Genomic DNA, 18,185 nt, shown 5'->3' with positions numbered 1-18,185 from the left:
TAGCCTATACGATTTGCCCGGTTTCGGCAGCGATTGTCGCTGTGAATGGCGAATCGCCGAACGGACGACGTGAGGAAATTTCTCGGCATCACGAATCCACTCAATGACTTGCGCTTCGTTTGCACGAAAAACTTTCGATCTCCCTGTCATCGTCACTGGATGCATCGACGGCTGGCGCATCATGAATTTGCTCGCCGATTCTTCAGCTCGCGTCTGATCAGAAGGCGAAACGCGGCCGGGATCACCAGCATCGACAACAGCGGTGCCGTGAGCATGCCACCGACCATCGGCGCGGCGATGCGTTGCATGACTTCCGAGCCGACGCCCGATCCAAGCAGAATGGGCAGCAGCCCGGCGAGGATGACCGCTACCGTCATCGCCTTCGGACGTACGCGCATCAAGGAACCTTCGCGAATCGCCTCATCGAGCGCGTTTTCGTCGGCGTCCGCATGGATCTCGCATTGATGCCGCCATGACTGGCGCAAGGTCAACATCATGATCACGCCAAATTCCGCGGCGACACCGGCCAGAGCAATGAAACCGATCATTGTCGCTACCGAGATCGAGTGACCCATAAGCCAGACCAGCCAGAGCCCGCCGACCAGGGCCAGCGGCAAGCTGAGCATGATGATCGCGGCATCGGCGGCACGATGAAAAATCAGGTAGATGAGCAGAAAGACGAGAGCCAGCGTCGCCGGGACAACCAGCTGCAAACGCTTGATCGCATGCTGCAGATATTCGTACTGGCCCGACCAGTCAAGGCTGTAGCCGCCCGGCAGTTTGACCCCTGCCGCAACCGCTTTCTGGATCGTTTCAACCTGGGCGCCGAGATCACTGCTGTTGGTATCGACGTAGATATAGGTTGCCAATTGTCCATTATCGCTTTTCAACATTGGCGGTCCTGCGGCGAGGCCGATGTCGGCAACCTGGCCGAGAGTTACCTGATTGCCGTTGTCGGCAACCACTGGCAAATCCCGCAAGGCGGCCAGTGAATCGCGTTGTGCGCGGGGATAGCGCAACACGATTGGATAGCGCTCAAGGCCCTCGACGGTCTGCCCGATCGGCGCGCCGCCGACCACGGTCGCGATCAGGGATTGCAAGCGTGCCTGGGTCAGGCCGTAGCGCGCCGCCGTATCGCGACGGATCGTGATATCGACATAGCGGCCGCCAGCGGCACGCTCCGCCACCGCCGAGGTCACGCCGGGAACTTCGCGCACGATCGTCTCGATGTGCGCCGAAAGTTTTTCCAGTTCCTTCGTGTCAGGACCGAGCACCTTGATTCCGATCGGGCTCTTGATTCCGGTCGCAAGCATGTCGATGCGGTTGCGAATCGGGTAGACAAACAGATTGGTCAGTCCCGGAACCTTGACTGCCGCATCAAGCTCGCTTTTCAACTTGTCCATGTTCATGCCTTCGCGCCACTGCTCGCGTGGCTTGAAGGTAATCGTGGTTTCAAACATCGTCAGCGGTGCCGGATCGGTCGCTGACTCGGCGCGGCCGGCCTTGCCGAAGACGTGCGCCACTTCGGGCACCGACTTGAGCATGCGATCTGTCTGCTGCAGCAACTGTGAAGCCTTGCCCGCGGACAGGCCGGGCAGCGCACTGGGCATATACAGCAAGCTGCCCTCGTCGAGCATCGGCATGAACTCGGTGCCGAGGCGACTCCACGGCAGGATCGCCGAGGCCAGCACGAGAATGGCGACGAGCAACACCGAACGTGGCGCACGCAACACCCATGCAAGCAATGGCTGATACGTCCGATTGATGATCCGGTTCAGCGGATTCTCGTGCTCGGCACGAATGCGGCCGCGAACGAGATAGCCGATCAGTACCGGGATCAGGGTCACCGACAAACCGGCAGCAGCGGCCATCGACCAGGTCTTGGTGAACGCCAGTGGTTTGAACAGGCGGCCTTCCTGTGCGCCGAGCGCAAACACCGGCAGGAATGAAAGTGTGATCACGAGCAGGCTGAAAAACAGAGCCGGCCCGACTTCGCCAACCGACTGGCCGACCAGTGTCCAGCGTTGATCGTTGCGCATCGAGCGCCCCGGATTAGCCAGGTTCCAGCGTTCGATGTGCTTGTGCGTGTTCTCGATCATGACGATCGCCGCATCGACCATCGCACCGATCGCGATCGCGATTCCGCCCAGCGACATCAGGTTCGCGCTGATGCCCTGATAGCGCATGACGATGAAGGCGGCGAGCACGCCGAGCGGCAAGGTGATCACGGCAACCAGCGACGAACGCAGATGCCAGAGAAAGAGCACACAGACCAACGCGACGATGAGGAATTCCTCGATCAACTTGGTGCGCAGGTTGTCGACCGCCGCGATGATCAATTCGGAGCGGTCATACGTGGTGACCACCTCGACACCCGCCGGCAAACTGGCCTTCAGTTCCTCCAGACGAGCCTTGACCGCTGCTATGGTGGTCAGCGCGTTCTTGCCCGAACGCAGCACGACAACGCCGCCCGCCACCTCGCCTTCGCCGTCGAGTTCGGCGATGCCGCGACGCAGGGTTGGCCCGCGCCGAATCCGGGCAACATCACCAAGCAGCACGGGCACTCCAGCGCTACCGGTGACAATTGGAACCGACTCGAAATCGCTGACGCTGCCGAGATAACCGACACTGCGCACCATCAACTCGGCCTCACCCTGCTCGATCACCGATCCGCCACTGGCACCGTTGGCATCGCGGATCGCATTCTCGACCTGGAGCACCGTCAAGCCGCGCGCGGCCAGCGCTTGTGGATCGACGATCACCTGCCACGCCGCGACCATGCCGCCGATGCTGGCGACTTCGGCGACATCCGGCACGGTCTTCAGCCGATAGCGCAGGAACCAGTCCTGCAGGGCGCGCAACTCGCCGAGATCGTGTTTGCCGCTGCGATCGACGAGGGCGTATTCGTAGATCCAGCCGACTCCGGTTGCATCCGGCCCAAGTGCCGGGCTGACGCCTTCGGGCAGCTTGTCGCGGACCTGACTCAGGTATTCGAGCACGCGTGAACGTGCCCAGTACGGGTCTGTGCCGTCTTCGAAAAGCACATACACATACGAATCGCCGAAGAAAGAGAACGCACGCACCGTGGTTGCGCCGGGCACCGACATCATCGTCGTCGCCAGCGGATAGGTGACCTGATCCTCGACGATCTGCGGCGACTGGCCGGGCCAGCTCGTACGCAGAATAACTTGCGTGTCGGAAAGATCGGGCAAGGCATCAAGCGGCGTGCGCACGACCGCGATGATGCCGGCGACGGCCAGCACCACGGCACCAACCAGCACAAGAAACCGATTGCCGATCGACCAATGGATCAGGCGCAGGATCATGGCTGCGGATCCTTCGGCATGACATGGCCCTCAGGCATGTCGTGACCCGCATGCGGATCCACTTTGGCCGGCATTTCATGGCCTTCGTGCCCGCTTTGATCGGCAGTCATCTTGTGGCCCTGATGCTGGTCATGATTGGCAGGCATCTTGTGCCCCTCATGCATGTCGTGCGGCATCGGCGCTGCCGCCTCGGGTGCGGAGAGCCGATCCAGCGCACCCGACAGGCTGGCTTCGGAATCGATCAGGAACTGACCGCTGACGACGACACGCTCGCCGCCATCGAGACCTTCAAGAATCTCGGTTTGTCCCGCCGCCGAATGGCCTGCAACAACGCGTACCGGAGCGAATCTGCCCTGCCCGGTTTCAACAATCACGCGTGCATCGCTGCCGGTGGCAATCAGGGCACTATCGGGAATCAACGGATGCGTGGCACCTCCGGCGGCGCTGAAAGCGAGATCGACGAACATGCCCGGCGTCAGGCGATGTTCGGGATTGTCGAGGACGATACGTGCTTGCTGGGTACGTGTTACGGAATTGATATCGGCCAACAGCGATTCGACGCTGCCAGCGAACACCTCGCCCGGATACGCGCTTGTGCGCGCCTCGACCGCCATGCCGGGTCGAACACCGTTCGATTGTGCCTGCGGGATCGCGGCTTCTGCCCACACCGTATCGAGACCATTGATCGTCATCAGCGACATGCCGGCTTGCACGCTCTGGCCTTCGCGGATCATCAACTCGCCGACCACACCATCAATCGGTGCATGCAGGACAATGCCCGTGTTGCCGCCGCGCAGATTGCGGATCTGGCCATCGTCCATGCCAAGCACACGCAGACGCTGACGGGCCGCCGAGCGCAGTGATTGCGCATCGTCGGACTGCAAGGCTTCGAGGGCGAGGTATTCCTGTGCGGCCGCATTCCATGCCGGCGCAATCAGCTCGGCCAGCGGCTGACCCTTGCGCACCGGCGTGTAAGTGGCGCGCACATACAGCTTGTCGACGATGGCATCGACACGCGCACTGACTTCGCGCGATGCACGCCGATCCCAGGCGATACTGCCAGGCACGCGCAGCGACGAGGCCAAAGAGCCAACTTCAACCTGCGCCGTGCGCACGCCGAGGTTCTGCAACGTGGCCGCGGACACCTTGATCGTCGCGGCATCATCTGCACCGGCATATTTCGGCACCAGATCCATGTCCATGAATGGCGATTTGCCGGGCTTGTCGAAATGCTGATCAGGCACCATCGGGTCATACCAATACAGCACCGCTTTTTCCGCACTGGCGGTGACTGCAGCCGGTGTCGGTACAGTGCGGGTTCCGAGCCAGTAGGCGGTCACGGCGGTTGTCGCGAGCGCCGCGACCATGCCGGCAGTCCAAAGGATTTTCGGGTTCATCGCGCGGCCTCATCGGGTAGGAGAAATGCCAGTTCAGCCCAGCTCTGTCCCCAGTCGGCGAGCAACCGGGCGTAGTCGATGCGCGCGCTGATTTCGTCACGCTGCGCATCCAGCCAATCACGCAATCCGGCACCACCAGAATGAGCGGCCAGTGCGGTCGCACTGCGGTCGTGATCGAGCGGCAAAATCGAATCACGGAAGCGCACGGCCTTGCGTCCCTGCGCCGACCATCGGGCAAGTGTTCCACGCACCGACTCCTCTTGAGCGCGCCGCGCATCCTCGCGTGCGGAACGAATCGACTGCAGATCGGACCGGCGCGCATTGATGCCGCGATCCTGGCGATTGGCACTGAACAGTGGCAGACCGACACCGACTTCCAGCCAGATCACATTCGATGCATCGCCACCGCGACGGGCGAAGCCGGTACTGATACTCCAGTCACTGCGCTTCTCGGCATTGGCCATGGCCAATGCGGCATCCGCCGAGGCCTCACGCGCATCCCAGACCAGTAGCGGTCCTTGCTGATCGAGACGATCAAGCAACTCGGATTGCGCGCGCGGCAACTGTGAAAAATCAGGCGCTGCGGCTGGCTTGATTGGCACATCGTCGACAAGCCATCTCGACAATCCGGCCCGCGCCTGCGCGATTGCTGCGCGTGCATCATCGATGCGGTTGTCGAGAGCCAGTTCCAGCGCACGGGCAGCCAGGGCATCGCTGGCCGAGCCACTGCCGCCGGCAAGTCGTGCTTTCGCTGCAGCTTGTGCGAGTTGACTCTGCTCGCGCAATTCCTCAAGCAACGACATTTCGCGAGTGGCCGCCCACCACGCAATCCAGGCACTGGCGACGGCACGTTTGACTTCAAGCACGCTGGCAAGCCGGGTCACCTCCGCTTGCGATTGCACGGCCAATGCCGATTCGCGCCGCGCCGCACGCTTGCTCCGTGATGGCAGCACCTGAGTCACGCCGATGCGGCGCATGGTCATGGGCTCGTCATCCAGCGAGAACGCATCGGCGCCGGCGATTGGCAGATTCTGCACGCCGAAGACAAGCATCGGATCCGGCAGGGCCGCTGCTCGCGCGACATCCTCTGATGTCGCCACGATACGGGCATCACGGGCCTGGATGATCGGGGCCTGGTCAATGGCCTGGGCAATCGCCTGGTTCAGCGACAAACGGGGTTCCGCTGCGGAACCGATGCCGGGCCATGCAGCCAGAATCAATGAGAAGACAAACGGCCAGCGCCGGCAAAGCCCTCGCGGCAATCCTTTGAAAACAACGGGAAGCGGATTCATGATCACCCCACACACGCAGAAACGAAAACGCCCTGCCACCAGGGCAGAGGGTTGGACGAGACTTTCTGTGGAGGCCTAAATCAGCAGGCGGCAGTAGCGCAGTCGAGGCGGCGGATCGGATCCATGCACTGGCCTGATCGCCGGGACAACCGGATCGGGCAAAGCCGACACCAGCAGCAGATCCAGAGGCGGCGGTGACATCGCGACGAAATGCACAGTCGGCGACTTGCAATCGGGCAGGACCACCAGATCAGGCGCACAGTGGCCCTTGCACAGGGTCGGCGATTCCGTCGCCATATCCATGCCGGCACAATGATCGAGCATCGCCGCCGCATTCGCCGGCATTGTTTCCATGACACACGCAGATGCGACCACGACCGTTTGCTGAAACAGCAGACAGAACGTGGTCAGCAGGGCGAACAGGAAACGCATCAGGCAATCCTACACGGAAACTCCAGGCGCATCGGTGACCCGCGACCCTTGGCCGCCATGCGTTGCCTCAACCTGATCAGTGGATGCTGCGACGCACAAAAACGCACCCAAAAGTGCCAGAAAATCAAGCGCCAGACACAAAACCCGGGCATAATAGGCGGCTGCCAATACCTTGACGGCACCCCATTCCCTCCCAGTGACGGCCCGTAACGAGGTCGCCCGGTATTTCCCATGTCTATCAAAAATCTCCGCAACATCGCGATTGTCGCCCACGTTGATCATGGCAAGACGACTCTGGTCGACTGCCTGCTCAAGCAATCCGGCACCTTCAGCGAGCGCACCGTGCTCGCCGAACGGGTCATGGATTCCAACGATCAGGAAAAGGAACGCGGCATCACGATCCTGTCCAAGAACACCGCGATCACCTGGCGCGAAAACCGCATCAATATCGTCGACACCCCGGGCCATGCCGACTTCGGCGGCGAGGTCGAGCGCGTGCTGTCTATGGTCGATACCGTGCTGATTCTGGTCGATGCGATGGACGGACCCATGCCGCAGACACGCTTCGTCACCCAGAAGGCTTTCGAGATGGGCTTCAAGCCGATCGTCGTGATCAACAAGGTCGATCGACCCGGCGCACGCCCTGACTGGGTGCTCAATGCCACCTTTGATCTGTTTGATCGCCTCGGCGCGACCGATGAGCAACTCGATTTCCCGGTTGTCTACGCCTCGGCTCTGCACGGCTATGCCGGTCTCGATTCGGAAGTGCGTTCCGGCGACATGACTCCGCTCTACGAAGCGATCATGAAGCACGTTTCACCACCCAACGTGGATCCGGACGGTCCGTTCCAGATGCGCATCAGCCAGCTCGACTACAGCAACTATGTCGGCCTCATCGGCATCGGCCGCATCCAGCGCGGCAAGATCAAGACCAACATGCAAGTCGCCGTGGTCGACAAGGATGGCAAGAAGCGCAATGCCAAGGTGTTGCAAGTGCTCGGCTTCATGGGCCTGGAGCGCCGCGAGGTCGCCGAGGCTGAAGCCGGCGACATCATCGCCATCAACGGCATCGAGGGCTTGAGCATCTCCGACACGATCTGCGCACCCGATGCGCCAGAACAGTTGCCGGTGCTGCATGTCGATGAACCGACCATCAGCATGACATTTCAGGTCAACAATTCACCGTTCGCCGGGGTCAAGGAACACAGCGGCGGCAAGTTCCTGACCAGCCGCCAGATTCGCGAGCGCCTGCTCCGCGAAACCCTGCACAACGTCGCCATGAAGGTTGAGGAAACCGAGGATCCGGACAAGTTCAAGGTTTCCGGCCGTGGCGAACTGCATCTGTCGGTGCTGATTGAAACGATGCGCCGCGAAGGCTACGAGCTGGCCGTGTCGCGCCCGGAAGTCATCATCAAGGAAATCGATGGCGAAATGCAGGAGCCCTACGAGCAACTCGTCGTCGATCTCGATGAACAGTACCAGGGCGGTGTCATGGAGCGCCTCGGCAACCGTCGCGGGCAACTTTCCAATATCGAACTGGACGGACGTGGTCGGGCACGCCTCGAATACATGATTCCGGCACGCGGCCTGATCGGCTTTCAGACCGAGTTCCGCACCATTACCGCCGGTACCGGATTGTTGTTTCATGTCTTCGATCATTACGGCCCGCGTTCGGAAGGCGCCATCGCCAAGCGCCCCAACGGCGTCATGATCTCGAACGGCCAGGGACCTTCACCGGCCTACTCGCTGATCAGCTTGCAGGAGCGCGGACGTCTGTTGATCAACGAGGGTGACGAGATCTACGAAGGCCAGCTGGTCGGCATCCACTCCAAGGACAACGACCTTACCGTCAACGCCTTGCGCGCCAAGCAGATGACCAACGTGCGCGCCTCCGGCAAGGATGAAACCGTGCAGTTGACGCCGCCGGTCAGGATGTCACTGGAGCAGGCTCTGGAGTTCATCGAAGACGATGAACTGGTCGAGGTCACGCCGAAGGCGATTCGACTGCGCAAGAAAAACCTGACCGAAAACGATCGCAAACGCGCCTCGCGCGCCGCCTGATCGACCGATGGCGACGTCAATCCTGGTTGCCTGGAGTGGCGGCAAGGATTGCCTGATGGCCCTGGATCGGCTGCTCGCCGATCCGCATTGGAAGGTCAGCGGATTGCTGACCACGCTGGATCGCACAAGCGATCGCGTGGCCATGCACGATGTCCATGGCGATGTGCTGCGCGCCCAAGCCGCTGCGCTCAAGCTGCCGCTGATCGAGATGGCTATCGACTGGCCCGCACCCAACGAGGTCTATGAATCCGCCCTCGCCTCGGCACTCGATCAGGCACGATTGAAGTTTGCCAATCTGGCCCATGTCGCATTTGGCGACATCTTTCTAGCCGACATACGCGAATGGCGCGAAGCCTCGCTCGATCGACTCGGCTGGAAACCGGTTTTCCCACTCTGGAACACACCGACCCGGGAGCTCGCCAAAGAATTCCTCAGGCGCGGTCATCGTGCGGTCGTCACCACGATCGATCTCGACCAGCTCGATGGCGCATTCTGCGGCCGCGAGTTCGACTCCAGGTTTCTCGCCGAGCTTCCAGACTCAGTCGATGCTTGCGGCGAAAACGGCGAATTTCATACTCTCTGTCATGCCAGCCCCTTGTTCAGCACGCCCATGCTGCTCGAATCGGGCGTGGCAACGACACGATCCGGGCGATTCCGCAGCATGGATTATCAGCTGGTCTAGGAGTGGCACAATCGGTTGGCGCATCCGACCGCCGCAACCGTTCGTATAACGGATCATTGCAACCATCCGACGCCTGATTCCATGTCGAGAGTTCCTATGACCAACCCACGTTCGCCATTGCCTGCGCTGATGCTCGCCTGGCTATCCATCGCCATCCTGGCCTCATCCACTCATGCGTTCGCGGTGCCGCCGATCAAGCACTACATCGGTACGGCGTTCGACCTGAAAGGAAACGAGCTCTATACGGAAACCCACTGGACCAGTGGAGAAGCCGAAAAAACCGAACGTCTGGTCCTGTTTCAATGTCCGGATGGCAAGGCGTTTGCACGCAAGCATATCGAAGACACCGACGAGGCCACCGCTCCGCTGTTTGAACTGGACGATGGCCGCTACGGCTATCGCGAAGGCGTGCGCCTCTCTGCTGATGGCAAACGCGAGGTATTCGTACGCCGGAAATCCGACCAGCAGGAACAGATGGCAATGGTTGAATCCGTGCCACGCCTGGTTATCGACGCAGGCTTCGACCGTTTCATCGTCAAGCACTGGGACGAGCTGGTGTCGGGGCAGGAGCAAAAAGTGGAATTCCTGCTTCCGAGTCGTCTGCGAACCTACTCATTTGTCTTGAGTCCTGTTGGCCCTGACAGCATCGATGGCGCGCCGGTACAGCGTTTTCGCCTCGAACTGGACAGCTGGTTCGGCTTTGCCCTGCCCTCGATCGACATGGCCTACGCCTCTGACACCAAGGCGCTTCGCGAATACTCGGGCGTCTCCAATATCCGCGACAACGATGGAAATAACCTCAAGGTACGCATCGAATTTCCCGCTGCGGCGCAATCGACGAGCTTCGATCCGCAAACCCTGGCGACGGCCGAGGCAGCCCGCCTTGATGGTCGCTGCAAACTTTGATCAGGAACTTGTGATGATGTCTACTATCGTCCTGACCCAATCTGTGGAAGCCGCGCATGACCGCCATTTATCTGTGGGTAAACGCTGTGCTCTACGCCCTGCTCGCGCTGTGGTGCACACTGATGCCTGCGCAAACGTCGCAATCGATCGGCTTCGTCGAGATGTCGAGTTCAGGCCAGTCGGAATACGCCGTGATCTATGGCGGCATGCAATTCGGCTTCGCCTTTCTGTTCGCATGGACCGCAATCAGCGGCAACCACCGGTTCGGACTGGTCTTCTCGCTGGCACTCTACATTCCGATCCTGCTGTTTCGCATCATCAGCGTCGCCCACTACTGGCCGGTATCAACGACCACGCTGGCTACCGGCGCGCTCGAAATCGTGTTGACCACATGCGCACTGCTGCTTTGGTCAAGGCAACGCTGAGCAAGCATGGTGAAAGAACCCTGAAACCTGTACGGTTCTACCCGACTGATCAATCGAACCCGGGAATCTGCATGTCCGTAACTGAACCACGTTCGGGGAACAGTGAAAACCTGAACGACCTGTTGCTCGCGGTGGCTGGCGGAGACAACCTGGCCTTCGAGGGCCTTTATCGCGCAACCTCGGCAAAGCTCTTCGGCATCTGCTTGCGCGTGCTACCGCAGAGAGCCGAGGCAGAAGAGGTGCTGCAGGAAGTGTTTCTCGGCATCTGGCGCAAGGCTGAACAATTTGATGCGAGCCGCGCCAGTGCGATGACCTGGTTGTCGATGATGACCCGCAACAAGGCCATTGACCGTCTGCGATCGAATGCCGGCGCACGCGCTCAAACGGCCATTGAGCTCGATGAAATTGAAGGTGATTCAAGTGCCAGTGAAGTGGCCGAGGTGGCCGAGAATCAGGAACGCATCGAACTGTGTCTCGGCGAACTCGAAGCGCCACGACGCAAACTGATTCGTACCGCCTTCTTTGAAGGCGCGACCTACGAGGAACTCGCCGAGCGCAGTGGCAACCCAATCGGCACGGTGAAAAGCTGGATCCGTCGCAGTCTGATCAAACTCAAGGCATGCCTTGAACGATGAATACACTCGATAACCAAATCAACCCGCCTCCTGGCGACATGGCTGCCGAATATGTGCTCGGCGTGCTTGATGCGAGTGAGCGTCGCGTCGCCCAGGCACGTATTGCCAGCGATCCGGGCTTCTCGCGCGAGATCGCTTTCTGGGAATCGCGCTTCATGCCGATGCTCGGTGAAATTGCTGCCGTGCCGGTTCCGGAGTATGTCTGGGCACGCATCCATTCGGCACTTAATCTGCCCACCCGCAAGCGCACTGAAACTCCGTCTCGTTCCGGGCTCTGGGAAAGCCTCGCCTTCTGGCGTTGGCTGGCCAGTGGCGCCTTTGTGGCCGCTGCGGCTTGCGCGATCGTATTGCTCAACCCGCGCCAACCTCTTGCACCGACCGTCTCGCCGCCGATGGTTTCAACGTTGGCCGATGACAACGGCGTACCGGGCTTTGTTGCCATCGTCGATCGTGACAAAGCCAACATGACCATCACCCCATTGGCCGCCGCGCCGACCGATGGACGTGCCCAGGAGTTGTGGCTGATTCCCGAAGGACAAGCTCCGGTATCGCTCGGTCTGCTCGATGCAAAGCGTGCGCAGATCATCAGGATTCCGGATCAGATGCTGGCTGATATCCGAGCCGGCGCGTTGTTCGCGGTGACCCTCGAATCAGCCGAGGGTGCACCACATGCGGCACCGGCCGGGCCAATCATCGCCAAGGGTGGGGTGGCCTTGCTTTAAGCAGAAAGATTCTGCACGACAAGTGATTCACAGCAATCGCGGCACACAATCAGGGGGCTGATTGACGCCGCCAGATCCGGGGAACGACATCGATGGGAACCGTGATGTTTGTCGGGACACCTGTGTGCCGAATTTGCTGGCTGGTCAGCGCCGGGCACGACACCAGCCGCAATCGAAATCACCACATGAACCGGCACGCAATCCAGTCAGCGCCATGCATTGATCGTGCATCCGTTGGCTGTGCGGACACGTATATCGGAATAGACCCCGGATTCGGATTCAGCAACTGATGTCGATTGAAAGCAGCGAAATGGCCGCGCCGCCAACCCAGGGCCGCATCGTGCGTACCTTGCGGCGCTGGTTCGATACGGCTGACGATGTGCCGCTGGACAAGAATGCCGATCGCATTGACTGGCTGCGCGCGATTCCATTCATCGCCATGCATGTCGCCTGTATCGGTGTGATCTGGGTCGGCTTTTCATGGATCGCCCTGGCTGTCGCGGCGGCGCTGTACGCCTTGCGCATGTTCGCCCTGACCGGCTTCTACCATCGCTATTTCTCGCATCGCGCCTTTCGTACCTCACGCCCGGTGCAATTCTTCTTCGCCGCGATCGGGGCCATGTGCGTGCAGCGTGGACCACTCTGGTGGGCCGCCCATCATCGTCACCATCATCGACATACCGATACCCCCGAAGACATGCACTCGCCGCGTCAACACGGCTTTCTGCGTGCGCATATGGGCTGGTTCCTGACCCCACGCGGCTTCCGCACCAACTGGGAGGCGATCCCCGACCTGAGACAACTGCCGGAACTACGCCTGCTTGATCGTTTCGATCTGCTCATGCCGGTGCTGCTCGCCGTGGCCATGTATTTTCTCGGCAGCTGGCTCGGTGACGCTTACCCGGCACTCGGCACTAGCGGCCCGCAGATGTTGATCTGGGGCTTTTTCGTCTCGACGATCGTGCTGTTCCATGCCACGGTCACGATCAATTCGCTGGCCCATCAGTTTGGCTCGCGTCGTTTCGACACGCACGATGACAGTCGCAACAACTGGCTGCTCGCCTTGATCACGTTTGGCGAAGGCTGGCACAACAATCACCACCACTTCCCGGGTTCCGCCCGACAGGGATTTCACTGGTGGGAACTGGACCTGACCTGGATGGGCCTGAAGGTTCTTTCCTGGCTCGGCCTCGTTCACGACCTCAAGCCGGTGCCGGCGATCATGCTTCGAGCTCGGAGCCACTGATGCGGATCGCGGTCATTGGATCAGGAATCGCCGGGCTTGGCAGCGCCTGGCTACTGTCACGCCAGCATGATGTGGTGCTGTTCGAAAAGAACGAACGCCTAGGCGGGCATACCGACACCCACGACATCGAAGTCGGCGGCCGTAATCACGCCGTGGATAGCGGATTCATCGTTTTCAATCACCAGCACTATCCCTTGCTGACACGAATGTTCGCCGAGCTTGGTGTCGATAGCCAGGCCACCACGATGAGTTTTTCGGCACACAATGCCGGCACCGGCCTCGAGTACAACGCCGGCAGCCTCGGCGGATTGTTTTGCCAGCGCCGCAATCTGCTCAGTCCGCGCTTCTGGCGCATGCTCGCCGATCTGCGCCGTTTCTATCGCGAATCACCCGCCTTGCTGTCGGCCGCTGAAGCGGGGCCTACGCTGGGGGAGTATCTGCAACAAAACCATTATTCCGATGCATTTCGTGACGATCACCTGGTGCCAATGGCATCGGCGTTGTGGTCTTCGCCATCGCGGCGCATCCTCGATTTTCCTGCCATCGAGCTGATCCGCTTCATGGCCAATCACGACATGCTGCAGATCAGCGGCCGCCCGCAGTGGCGCGTGGTCAGTGGGGGATCACAACGCTATATCGATGCCCTGCGCAAACAATGGTCGGTTGATGAGCGTCTCGATTGCGCGGCCACCAGCATTCGCCGCCACGACGAGCAGATCAGCGTTCGCAGTGCCGCCGGTGTCGAATCGTTCGATCAGCTTGTACTCGCTTGCCACGCCGACGATGCGCTTGCCCTGCTCGACGATGCCAGTGAAAACGAACGCGCGATCCTTGGCGATCTCGGCTATCAGGACAACGATACGGTGCTGCATACCGATGCCAGCATCCTGCCCGGAAATCGCAGGGCCTGGGCAGCATGGAACGCCTACATTCCAGCGGATCGCGATGCGGCGTGTTCGGTCAGCTACTGGATGAATGCCCTGCAATCGATTGAGTCCAGCGAGCCGTTGATTGTCAGCCTCAATCGCACGGATCAGATTGATCCGGCGAAGATTCTGCGCCGCAGAAGCTACCGCCATCCCGTGCAGACCCAGGCCTCGGCCAGCGCACGTCGACGCAAGAGTGAAATCCAGGGTCGCTCCAACACCTGGTTTGCCGGCGCGTACTGGGGCTTCGGATTCCATGAGGACGGTTTGCGCAGCGCGTTCGAAGTCGCCAAAGCCCTCGGCGTCGAGTGGTCATGAATTCGCTCAGCGCCAACCAGCATCGCCACGCCACGGGAGTGAGATCGAAGAGCTCCGGTCAGGCAGTGCCGAGTGCCGGCAAGCAAAATGTGAGTGAGCCTTGCACAGAGCAGTTCGCCAGCGCCATCTACGAAGGCACCGTGCAGCATCGCCGCCACGCCCCGCATGCGCATGCGTTCTCCTACAAGATGGCGATGCTTTACCTTGATCTCGATGAAATTGATCGGGTCTTCGCCCGACGCTGGCTTTGGTCGAGTCATCACCGCAACCTCGCCGAGTTCCGCCGCAGTGACTACCTTGGCGATGCCGACCTGACGCTCGACGAAGCCGTACGCTTGCGCGTCGCCGATGCGATTGGCCGCATGCCGAAAGGTCCGATTCGCCTGCTCACCCATCTGCGCTATTTCGGCCATAGCTTCAATCCGGTCAGCTTCTACTATTGCTTCGAGGCCGATGGCACCACGCTGGATGTGATCGTCGCCGAAATCACCAATACGCCGTGGAAGCAGCGTCATGCCTATGTACTGCCGTTGTCGACATCCGAGCGGCGCGGTCATTCGTACTTCTGGCAATTCGAAAAGGCTTTCCATGTTTCGCCGTTCATGGCCATGGAACACGACTACGCCTGGCGCCTGACCACGCCAGCCGAGAAATTGCTGATCCACATGAACGTTCTTGATCGGGATACCAAGGCACAGCGCGAGTTCGATGCCACGCTGACTCTGGATCGCCGACCGATCAACGCGTCCAATCTCGCCCGCGTGCTGCTGCGCTTCCCGCTCATGACCACCCAGATCGTCGGCGCCATTCACTGGCACGCACTGCGTCTGTGGCTGCGCGGCAATCCGGTCCACGATCATCCAGACAACAACAAGGCTGCCTGAGCATGAATACCCGAGAAGTCACCACAACCGAATCGACCGACATCCTCGCCGATTCAGCGCTGCGCGAGTCGCCGCTGCTTGATCGCATCCTGCGCAAGCGCCTGCTTGCTGCACTCAAGGGGCTGTGTGCCTGCCGCATCACGATTGAGGAAAAGAGCGAAACCGTGATTCTAGGCACGCCGGCGAGCAAACCTGCGGAAACCCTGGTCGCCCACATTCACGTCCACGATTCCGCCTTCTATCGTCAGGTCGGTTTGAACGGCAGCGTCGGTGCCGGCGAGGCGTACATGGATGGCCTCTGGGACTGCGATGACCTGGTCTCACTGATCCGCATCCTTGTGCGCAACCGCGATCACCTCGACGCGATGGAAACCGGTCTGGCCCGCCTTGGCGGATCGGCCATGCGCATCTGGGGCGCGCTGATGCGCAACACACGCAAAGGCAGCCGCCGTAATATCGCCGCGCACTACGATCTCGGCAACGATTTATTCAAGCTCTTTCTCGACGACAGCCTGATGTACTCGTCGGCAATTTACGCCAATGAAGACGACACCCTCGAAGCAGCATCGTCGCGCAAGCTTGAACGCATCTGCCAGAAGCTCAACCTCGGACCGCAACACCACCTGCTTGAAATCGGCACCGGCTGGGGTGGTTTCGCCTTGTATGCGGCAAAACACTACGGTTGCCGCGTAACCACGACAACCATCTCGAAAGAACAACACGACCGTGCCCGCGAGCGTATCGAAGCCGCCGGCCTCGGCGATCGCATCACCCTGTTGCTGGAGGATTATCGCGATCTCAAGGGCAGCTTCGATCGGGTCGTCTCCATCGAGATGATCGAAGCCATCGGTCATCAATATCTGGACACCTATTTCCGCACCATCGATCACTTGCTCAAGCCCGATGGCATGGCGCTGATCCAGGCGATCACGATTGAGGATCATCGCTACAAGCAGGCGCTGAAATCAGTCGACTTCATCCAGCGCTTCATTTTCCCGGGCAGCTTCATTCCCTCGATCAGTGCGATGACTGATGCAATCGGTCGCAACAGCAACATGAAGTTGTTCAACCTCGAAGATATCGGCCCGAGTTACGCGCTGACCCTTCGCGCCTGGCGCAAGCGTTTTCTTGATCGCATCGAACAAGTCCGCGCGCTTGGCTACCCTGATCGGTTCGTGCGCATGTGGGTCTTCTATCTGGCCTATTGCGAAGGCGGCTTCATTGAACGCTCGATCGGCGATGTGCAAATGCTGCTGTGCAAGCCCGAGGCGAGACCGACGCAGTTCGTTCCAAGTTTGCAATCCGTCAACCCGACATGAAGAACTGGATCAATTTCATCGCGTTTCAACTTGTCTGGTTTGCCGCCGTTGGCGGTGCGAGCTACGGAATCTGGTGGGCCGGGCCAGTCGCCCTGATGATCTTCGTCCTTTATCACTTTCGCAGTGGCGTCGCTGTTCGAGGCGACTTCAAACTGATGTGGCTCGCCCTCGCTTTGGGTTTCGCAACCGATACGCTGATGGCAGCGAGCGGACTGTCGACCTATTCATCACCGCTACCGCCCGCACCACTTGCTCCGTTCTGGATTCTTTCCCTTTGGGTCGGCTTCGCCCTGACCCTCAACCACTCCCTGCGTTACCTCAACGTGCGCCCCCTGATCATTGCACCGCTGGCAGCCGTGGTTGGCCCGATCTCGTATTACGGTGCCGGACGTGTCTGGGGCGCGGTGGAAATCACACCACCGGTGTGGATTGCCCTGACCGTTCTTGGTCTGTGCTGGCTGCTATCGATGCTGACCCTCAGCCTGACGGCACGCCGTTTCTCGCGGAAGGCCGAGAACACTGTTCAACTCCCATTGATGAGGGCGCCATGAGCGGACTCGCTTCAATCACCATTGTCTGGCTTGCCGCCAGCGCGATTATGGTCTGCGGCTGGCTCTATCAACGTCGAGTTCGCAATGCCGGAATTGTCGATGTGCTGTGGGCAGCGTGCATGGCGGCGGCCGCCCTCTTCTATGCGTTGACCGGCTCGGGCGCACTCACACCACGGCTATTGGTTGGAACTCTGGGCGCGATCTGGGGCATGCGCCTGGCCCTGCATGTCTGGCACCGCGTGCGCAGCGAGGATGAAGATGGCCGCTACGCCTATCTGCGCAAATACTGGAACGACAGCCAATCCAGATTTCTGATGTTCTTCCTCGCCCAGGCCTTGTTCACCGCGATCTTCTCATTGCCGTTCTGGATCGCCGCGCACAACCCGGTCGAAGGTGTAACGATCTGGGCGATCCTCGCTGTACTGACCTGGTTTCTCGCTCTCGGCGGTGAATGGATCGCCGACAACCAGCTTGCCGCGCATCGCGCCGATCCTTCGATGAAGGGCAAGACCTGTCGCCGTGGTCTATGGAAGTATTCGCGCCATCCAAACTATTTTTTCGAATGGCTGCACTGGTTCGCCTACGTGTTTCTCGCCGTCGGCACCGGTGACGGCTGGGTCGCCGCCAGTCTGGTCGGCCCGGCGCTGATGCTTGGCACCTTGTGCTGGATTACCGGCATTCCCTACACCGAAGCACAGGCTTTGCGCTCGCGCGGCGAGGACTATCGTGAATATCAACGCACCACGAGCGTGCTGATTCCATGGTTTCCGCGCAAGTGCTGACACCCATTCGATCGAGGAGCCGATCATGAACAGCCAATCAATTGCCGCTGACACAAATCAACGCGAAGCGGCCAACGAGCACGAAAGCACGCTGACCCGCTGGGCCGAACGCGGGCTGATCCCTGATCGCCTTTTGCGCTTCGGCATTCGACGCCAATGCGCGTTGCGCCTCAGCGTAGAAAGCGCTCTCGGCGTCGAAGCCACCGCCGAACGCCAGCGTGCGCGAATCGAGGAACTTCGCCAAAGTCCGATTGCGATCGAGACCGATGCGGCGAATACCC

16 protein-coding genes and 1 pseudogene are annotated in these 18,185 nt (G+C 60.3%); 13 read left to right on the top strand and 4 right to left on the bottom strand.

What is annotated here, in order from left to right; all coding sequences use genetic code 11:
* Positions 1–179: 179 nt before the first annotated feature.
* From VFN25_RS15815 to VFN25_RS15800, 4 genes are all read right to left on the bottom strand, one after another.
* Positions 180–3,326 carry a CusA/CzcA family heavy metal efflux RND transporter gene (locus tag VFN25_RS15815; RefSeq protein ID WP_325143624.1) on the bottom strand — a complete coding sequence of 1,049 codons (3,147 nt, stop codon included), beginning with the start codon at positions 3,324–3,326 and terminating at the stop codon, positions 180–182.
* On the bottom strand, positions 3,323–4,723 hold the full coding sequence (locus tag VFN25_RS15810; RefSeq protein WP_325143622.1) for an efflux RND transporter periplasmic adaptor subunit: 1,401 nt from the start codon (positions 4,721–4,723) through the stop codon (positions 3,323–3,325). The genes VFN25_RS15815 and VFN25_RS15810 overlap by 4 nt, the downstream gene beginning before the upstream one ends.
* Positions 4,720–6,015: a TolC family protein gene (locus VFN25_RS15805; RefSeq protein WP_325143620.1), complete on the bottom strand. Its 1,296-nt coding sequence runs from the start codon at positions 6,013–6,015 to the stop codon at positions 4,720–4,722. The genes VFN25_RS15810 and VFN25_RS15805 overlap by 4 nt, the downstream gene beginning before the upstream one ends.
* Before the next feature lie 75 nt (positions 6,016–6,090).
* Positions 6,091–6,447 carry a hypothetical protein gene (locus tag VFN25_RS15800; RefSeq protein ID WP_325143618.1) on the bottom strand — a complete coding sequence of 119 codons (357 nt, stop codon included), beginning with the start codon at positions 6,445–6,447 and terminating at the stop codon, positions 6,091–6,093.
* A 231-nt stretch (positions 6,448–6,678) separates the two neighbouring features.
* Here VFN25_RS15800 and typA point away from each other — a divergent pair, with 231 nt between their 5' ends.
* The 13 genes and pseudogenes from typA to VFN25_RS15735 form a co-directional block, all read left to right on the top strand.
* Positions 6,679–8,508, top strand: coding sequence for a translational GTPase TypA (typA, locus tag VFN25_RS15795; RefSeq protein WP_325143616.1), 1,830 nt, complete (start codon positions 6,679–6,681; stop codon positions 8,506–8,508).
* Positions 8,509–8,515: 7 nt separating this feature from the next.
* Positions 8,516–9,190 (top strand): ATP-binding protein, encoded by a 675-nt coding sequence (locus VFN25_RS15790; RefSeq protein ID WP_325143614.1) that lies wholly within the window; start codon positions 8,516–8,518, stop codon positions 9,188–9,190.
* Between the two features lie 96 nt (positions 9,191–9,286).
* A complete protein-coding gene (locus VFN25_RS15785; RefSeq protein ID WP_325143613.1) occupies positions 9,287–10,096 on the top strand; it encodes a hypothetical protein in 810 nt (269 codons plus the stop codon).
* A gap of 56 nt (positions 10,097–10,152) precedes the next feature.
* The gene (locus tag VFN25_RS15780) at positions 10,153–10,521 is read left to right on the top strand and encodes a DUF4345 domain-containing protein (protein WP_325143611.1); all 369 of its coding nucleotides are present in this window, start codon (positions 10,153–10,155) and stop codon (positions 10,519–10,521) included.
* 71 nt (positions 10,522–10,592) lie between these two features.
* Positions 10,593–11,156, top strand: a complete 564-nt coding sequence (locus tag VFN25_RS15775) for a sigma-70 family RNA polymerase sigma factor (protein ID WP_325143608.1) — start codon at positions 10,593–10,595, stop codon at positions 11,154–11,156.
* On the top strand, positions 11,153–11,878 hold the full coding sequence (locus VFN25_RS15770; protein ID WP_325143606.1) for an anti-sigma factor: 726 nt from the start codon (positions 11,153–11,155) through the stop codon (positions 11,876–11,878). Before VFN25_RS15775 ends, VFN25_RS15770 begins: the two co-directional genes overlap by 4 nt.
* A gap of 289 nt (positions 11,879–12,167) precedes the next feature.
* Positions 12,168–13,124, top strand: coding sequence for an acyl-CoA desaturase (locus VFN25_RS15765; RefSeq protein WP_325143604.1), 957 nt, complete (start codon positions 12,168–12,170; stop codon positions 13,122–13,124).
* Positions 13,124–14,368, top strand: coding sequence for an NAD(P)/FAD-dependent oxidoreductase (locus tag VFN25_RS15760; protein ID WP_325143603.1), 1,245 nt, complete (start codon positions 13,124–13,126; stop codon positions 14,366–14,368). Before VFN25_RS15765 ends, VFN25_RS15760 begins: the two co-directional genes overlap by 1 nt.
* On the top strand, positions 14,365–15,252 hold the full coding sequence (locus VFN25_RS15755) for a DUF1365 domain-containing protein (protein ID WP_325143601.1): 888 nt from the start codon (positions 14,365–14,367) through the stop codon (positions 15,250–15,252). The genes VFN25_RS15760 and VFN25_RS15755 overlap by 4 nt, the downstream gene beginning before the upstream one ends.
* Before the next feature lie 2 nt (positions 15,253–15,254).
* On the top strand, positions 15,255–16,571 hold the full coding sequence (locus VFN25_RS15750) for a cyclopropane-fatty-acyl-phospholipid synthase family protein (RefSeq protein WP_325143600.1): 1,317 nt from the start codon (positions 15,255–15,257) through the stop codon (positions 16,569–16,571).
* Positions 16,568–17,122, top strand: coding sequence for a DUF2878 domain-containing protein (locus VFN25_RS15745; RefSeq protein WP_325143599.1), 555 nt, complete (start codon positions 16,568–16,570; stop codon positions 17,120–17,122). The genes VFN25_RS15750 and VFN25_RS15745 overlap by 4 nt, the downstream gene beginning before the upstream one ends.
* A complete protein-coding gene (locus tag VFN25_RS15740; RefSeq protein ID WP_325143598.1) occupies positions 17,119–17,904 on the top strand; it encodes a DUF1295 domain-containing protein in 786 nt (261 codons plus the stop codon). The genes VFN25_RS15745 and VFN25_RS15740 overlap by 4 nt, the downstream gene beginning before the upstream one ends.
* Positions 17,905–17,929: 25 nt before the next feature.
* Positions 17,930–18,185 (top strand): annotated as a pseudogene (locus tag VFN25_RS15735) (SAM-dependent methyltransferase); the annotation flags it as partial.

The organism is Dokdonella sp. (assembly GCF_035703485.1).
Taxonomy (GTDB): Bacteria; Pseudomonadota; Gammaproteobacteria; order Xanthomonadales; family Rhodanobacteraceae; genus Dokdonella.
The sequence above is the reverse complement of the archived record's forward strand: the minus strand, read 5'-3'. Positions and strand labels throughout refer to the sequence as shown.

What these genes read in the sequence shown, in the direction of transcription:
- VFN25_RS15745 (WP_325143599.1), top strand. Translation starts at nt 16,568, where the DNA reads ATGAAGAACTGGATCAATTTCATCGCGTTTCAACTTGTCTGGTTTGCC.
- VFN25_RS15780 (WP_325143611.1), top strand. Translation starts at nt 10,153, where the DNA reads ATGACCGCCATTTATCTGTGGGTAAACGCTGTGCTCTACGCCCTGCTC.
- VFN25_RS15770 (WP_325143606.1), top strand. Translation starts at nt 11,153, where the DNA reads ATGAATACACTCGATAACCAAATCAACCCGCCTCCTGGCGACATGGCT.
- VFN25_RS15805 (WP_325143620.1), bottom strand. Translation starts at nt 6,015, where the DNA reads ATGAATCCGCTTCCCGTTGTTTTCAAAGGATTGCCGCGAGGGCTTTGC.
- VFN25_RS15810 (WP_325143622.1), bottom strand. Translation starts at nt 4,723, where the DNA reads ATGAACCCGAAAATCCTTTGGACTGCCGGCATGGTCGCGGCGCTCGCG.
- VFN25_RS15785 (WP_325143613.1), top strand. Translation starts at nt 9,287, where the DNA reads ATGACCAACCCACGTTCGCCATTGCCTGCGCTGATGCTCGCCTGGCTA.
- VFN25_RS15750 (WP_325143600.1), top strand. Translation starts at nt 15,255, where the DNA reads ATGAATACCCGAGAAGTCACCACAACCGAATCGACCGACATCCTCGCC.
- typA (WP_325143616.1), top strand. Translation starts at nt 6,679, where the DNA reads ATGTCTATCAAAAATCTCCGCAACATCGCGATTGTCGCCCACGTTGAT.
- VFN25_RS15800 (WP_325143618.1), bottom strand. Translation starts at nt 6,447, where the DNA reads ATGCGTTTCCTGTTCGCCCTGCTGACCACGTTCTGTCTGCTGTTTCAG.
- VFN25_RS15755 (WP_325143601.1), top strand. Translation starts at nt 14,365, where the DNA reads ATGAATTCGCTCAGCGCCAACCAGCATCGCCACGCCACGGGAGTGAGA.
- VFN25_RS15775 (WP_325143608.1), top strand. Translation starts at nt 10,593, where the DNA reads ATGTCCGTAACTGAACCACGTTCGGGGAACAGTGAAAACCTGAACGAC.
- VFN25_RS15740 (WP_325143598.1), top strand. Translation starts at nt 17,119, where the DNA reads ATGAGCGGACTCGCTTCAATCACCATTGTCTGGCTTGCCGCCAGCGCG.
- VFN25_RS15760 (WP_325143603.1), top strand. Translation starts at nt 13,124, where the DNA reads ATGCGGATCGCGGTCATTGGATCAGGAATCGCCGGGCTTGGCAGCGCC.
- VFN25_RS15790 (WP_325143614.1), top strand. Translation starts at nt 8,516, where the DNA reads ATGGCGACGTCAATCCTGGTTGCCTGGAGTGGCGGCAAGGATTGCCTG.
- VFN25_RS15815 (WP_325143624.1), bottom strand. Translation starts at nt 3,326, where the DNA reads ATGATCCTGCGCCTGATCCATTGGTCGATCGGCAATCGGTTTCTTGTG.
- VFN25_RS15765 (WP_325143604.1), top strand. Translation starts at nt 12,168, where the DNA reads ATGTCGATTGAAAGCAGCGAAATGGCCGCGCCGCCAACCCAGGGCCGC.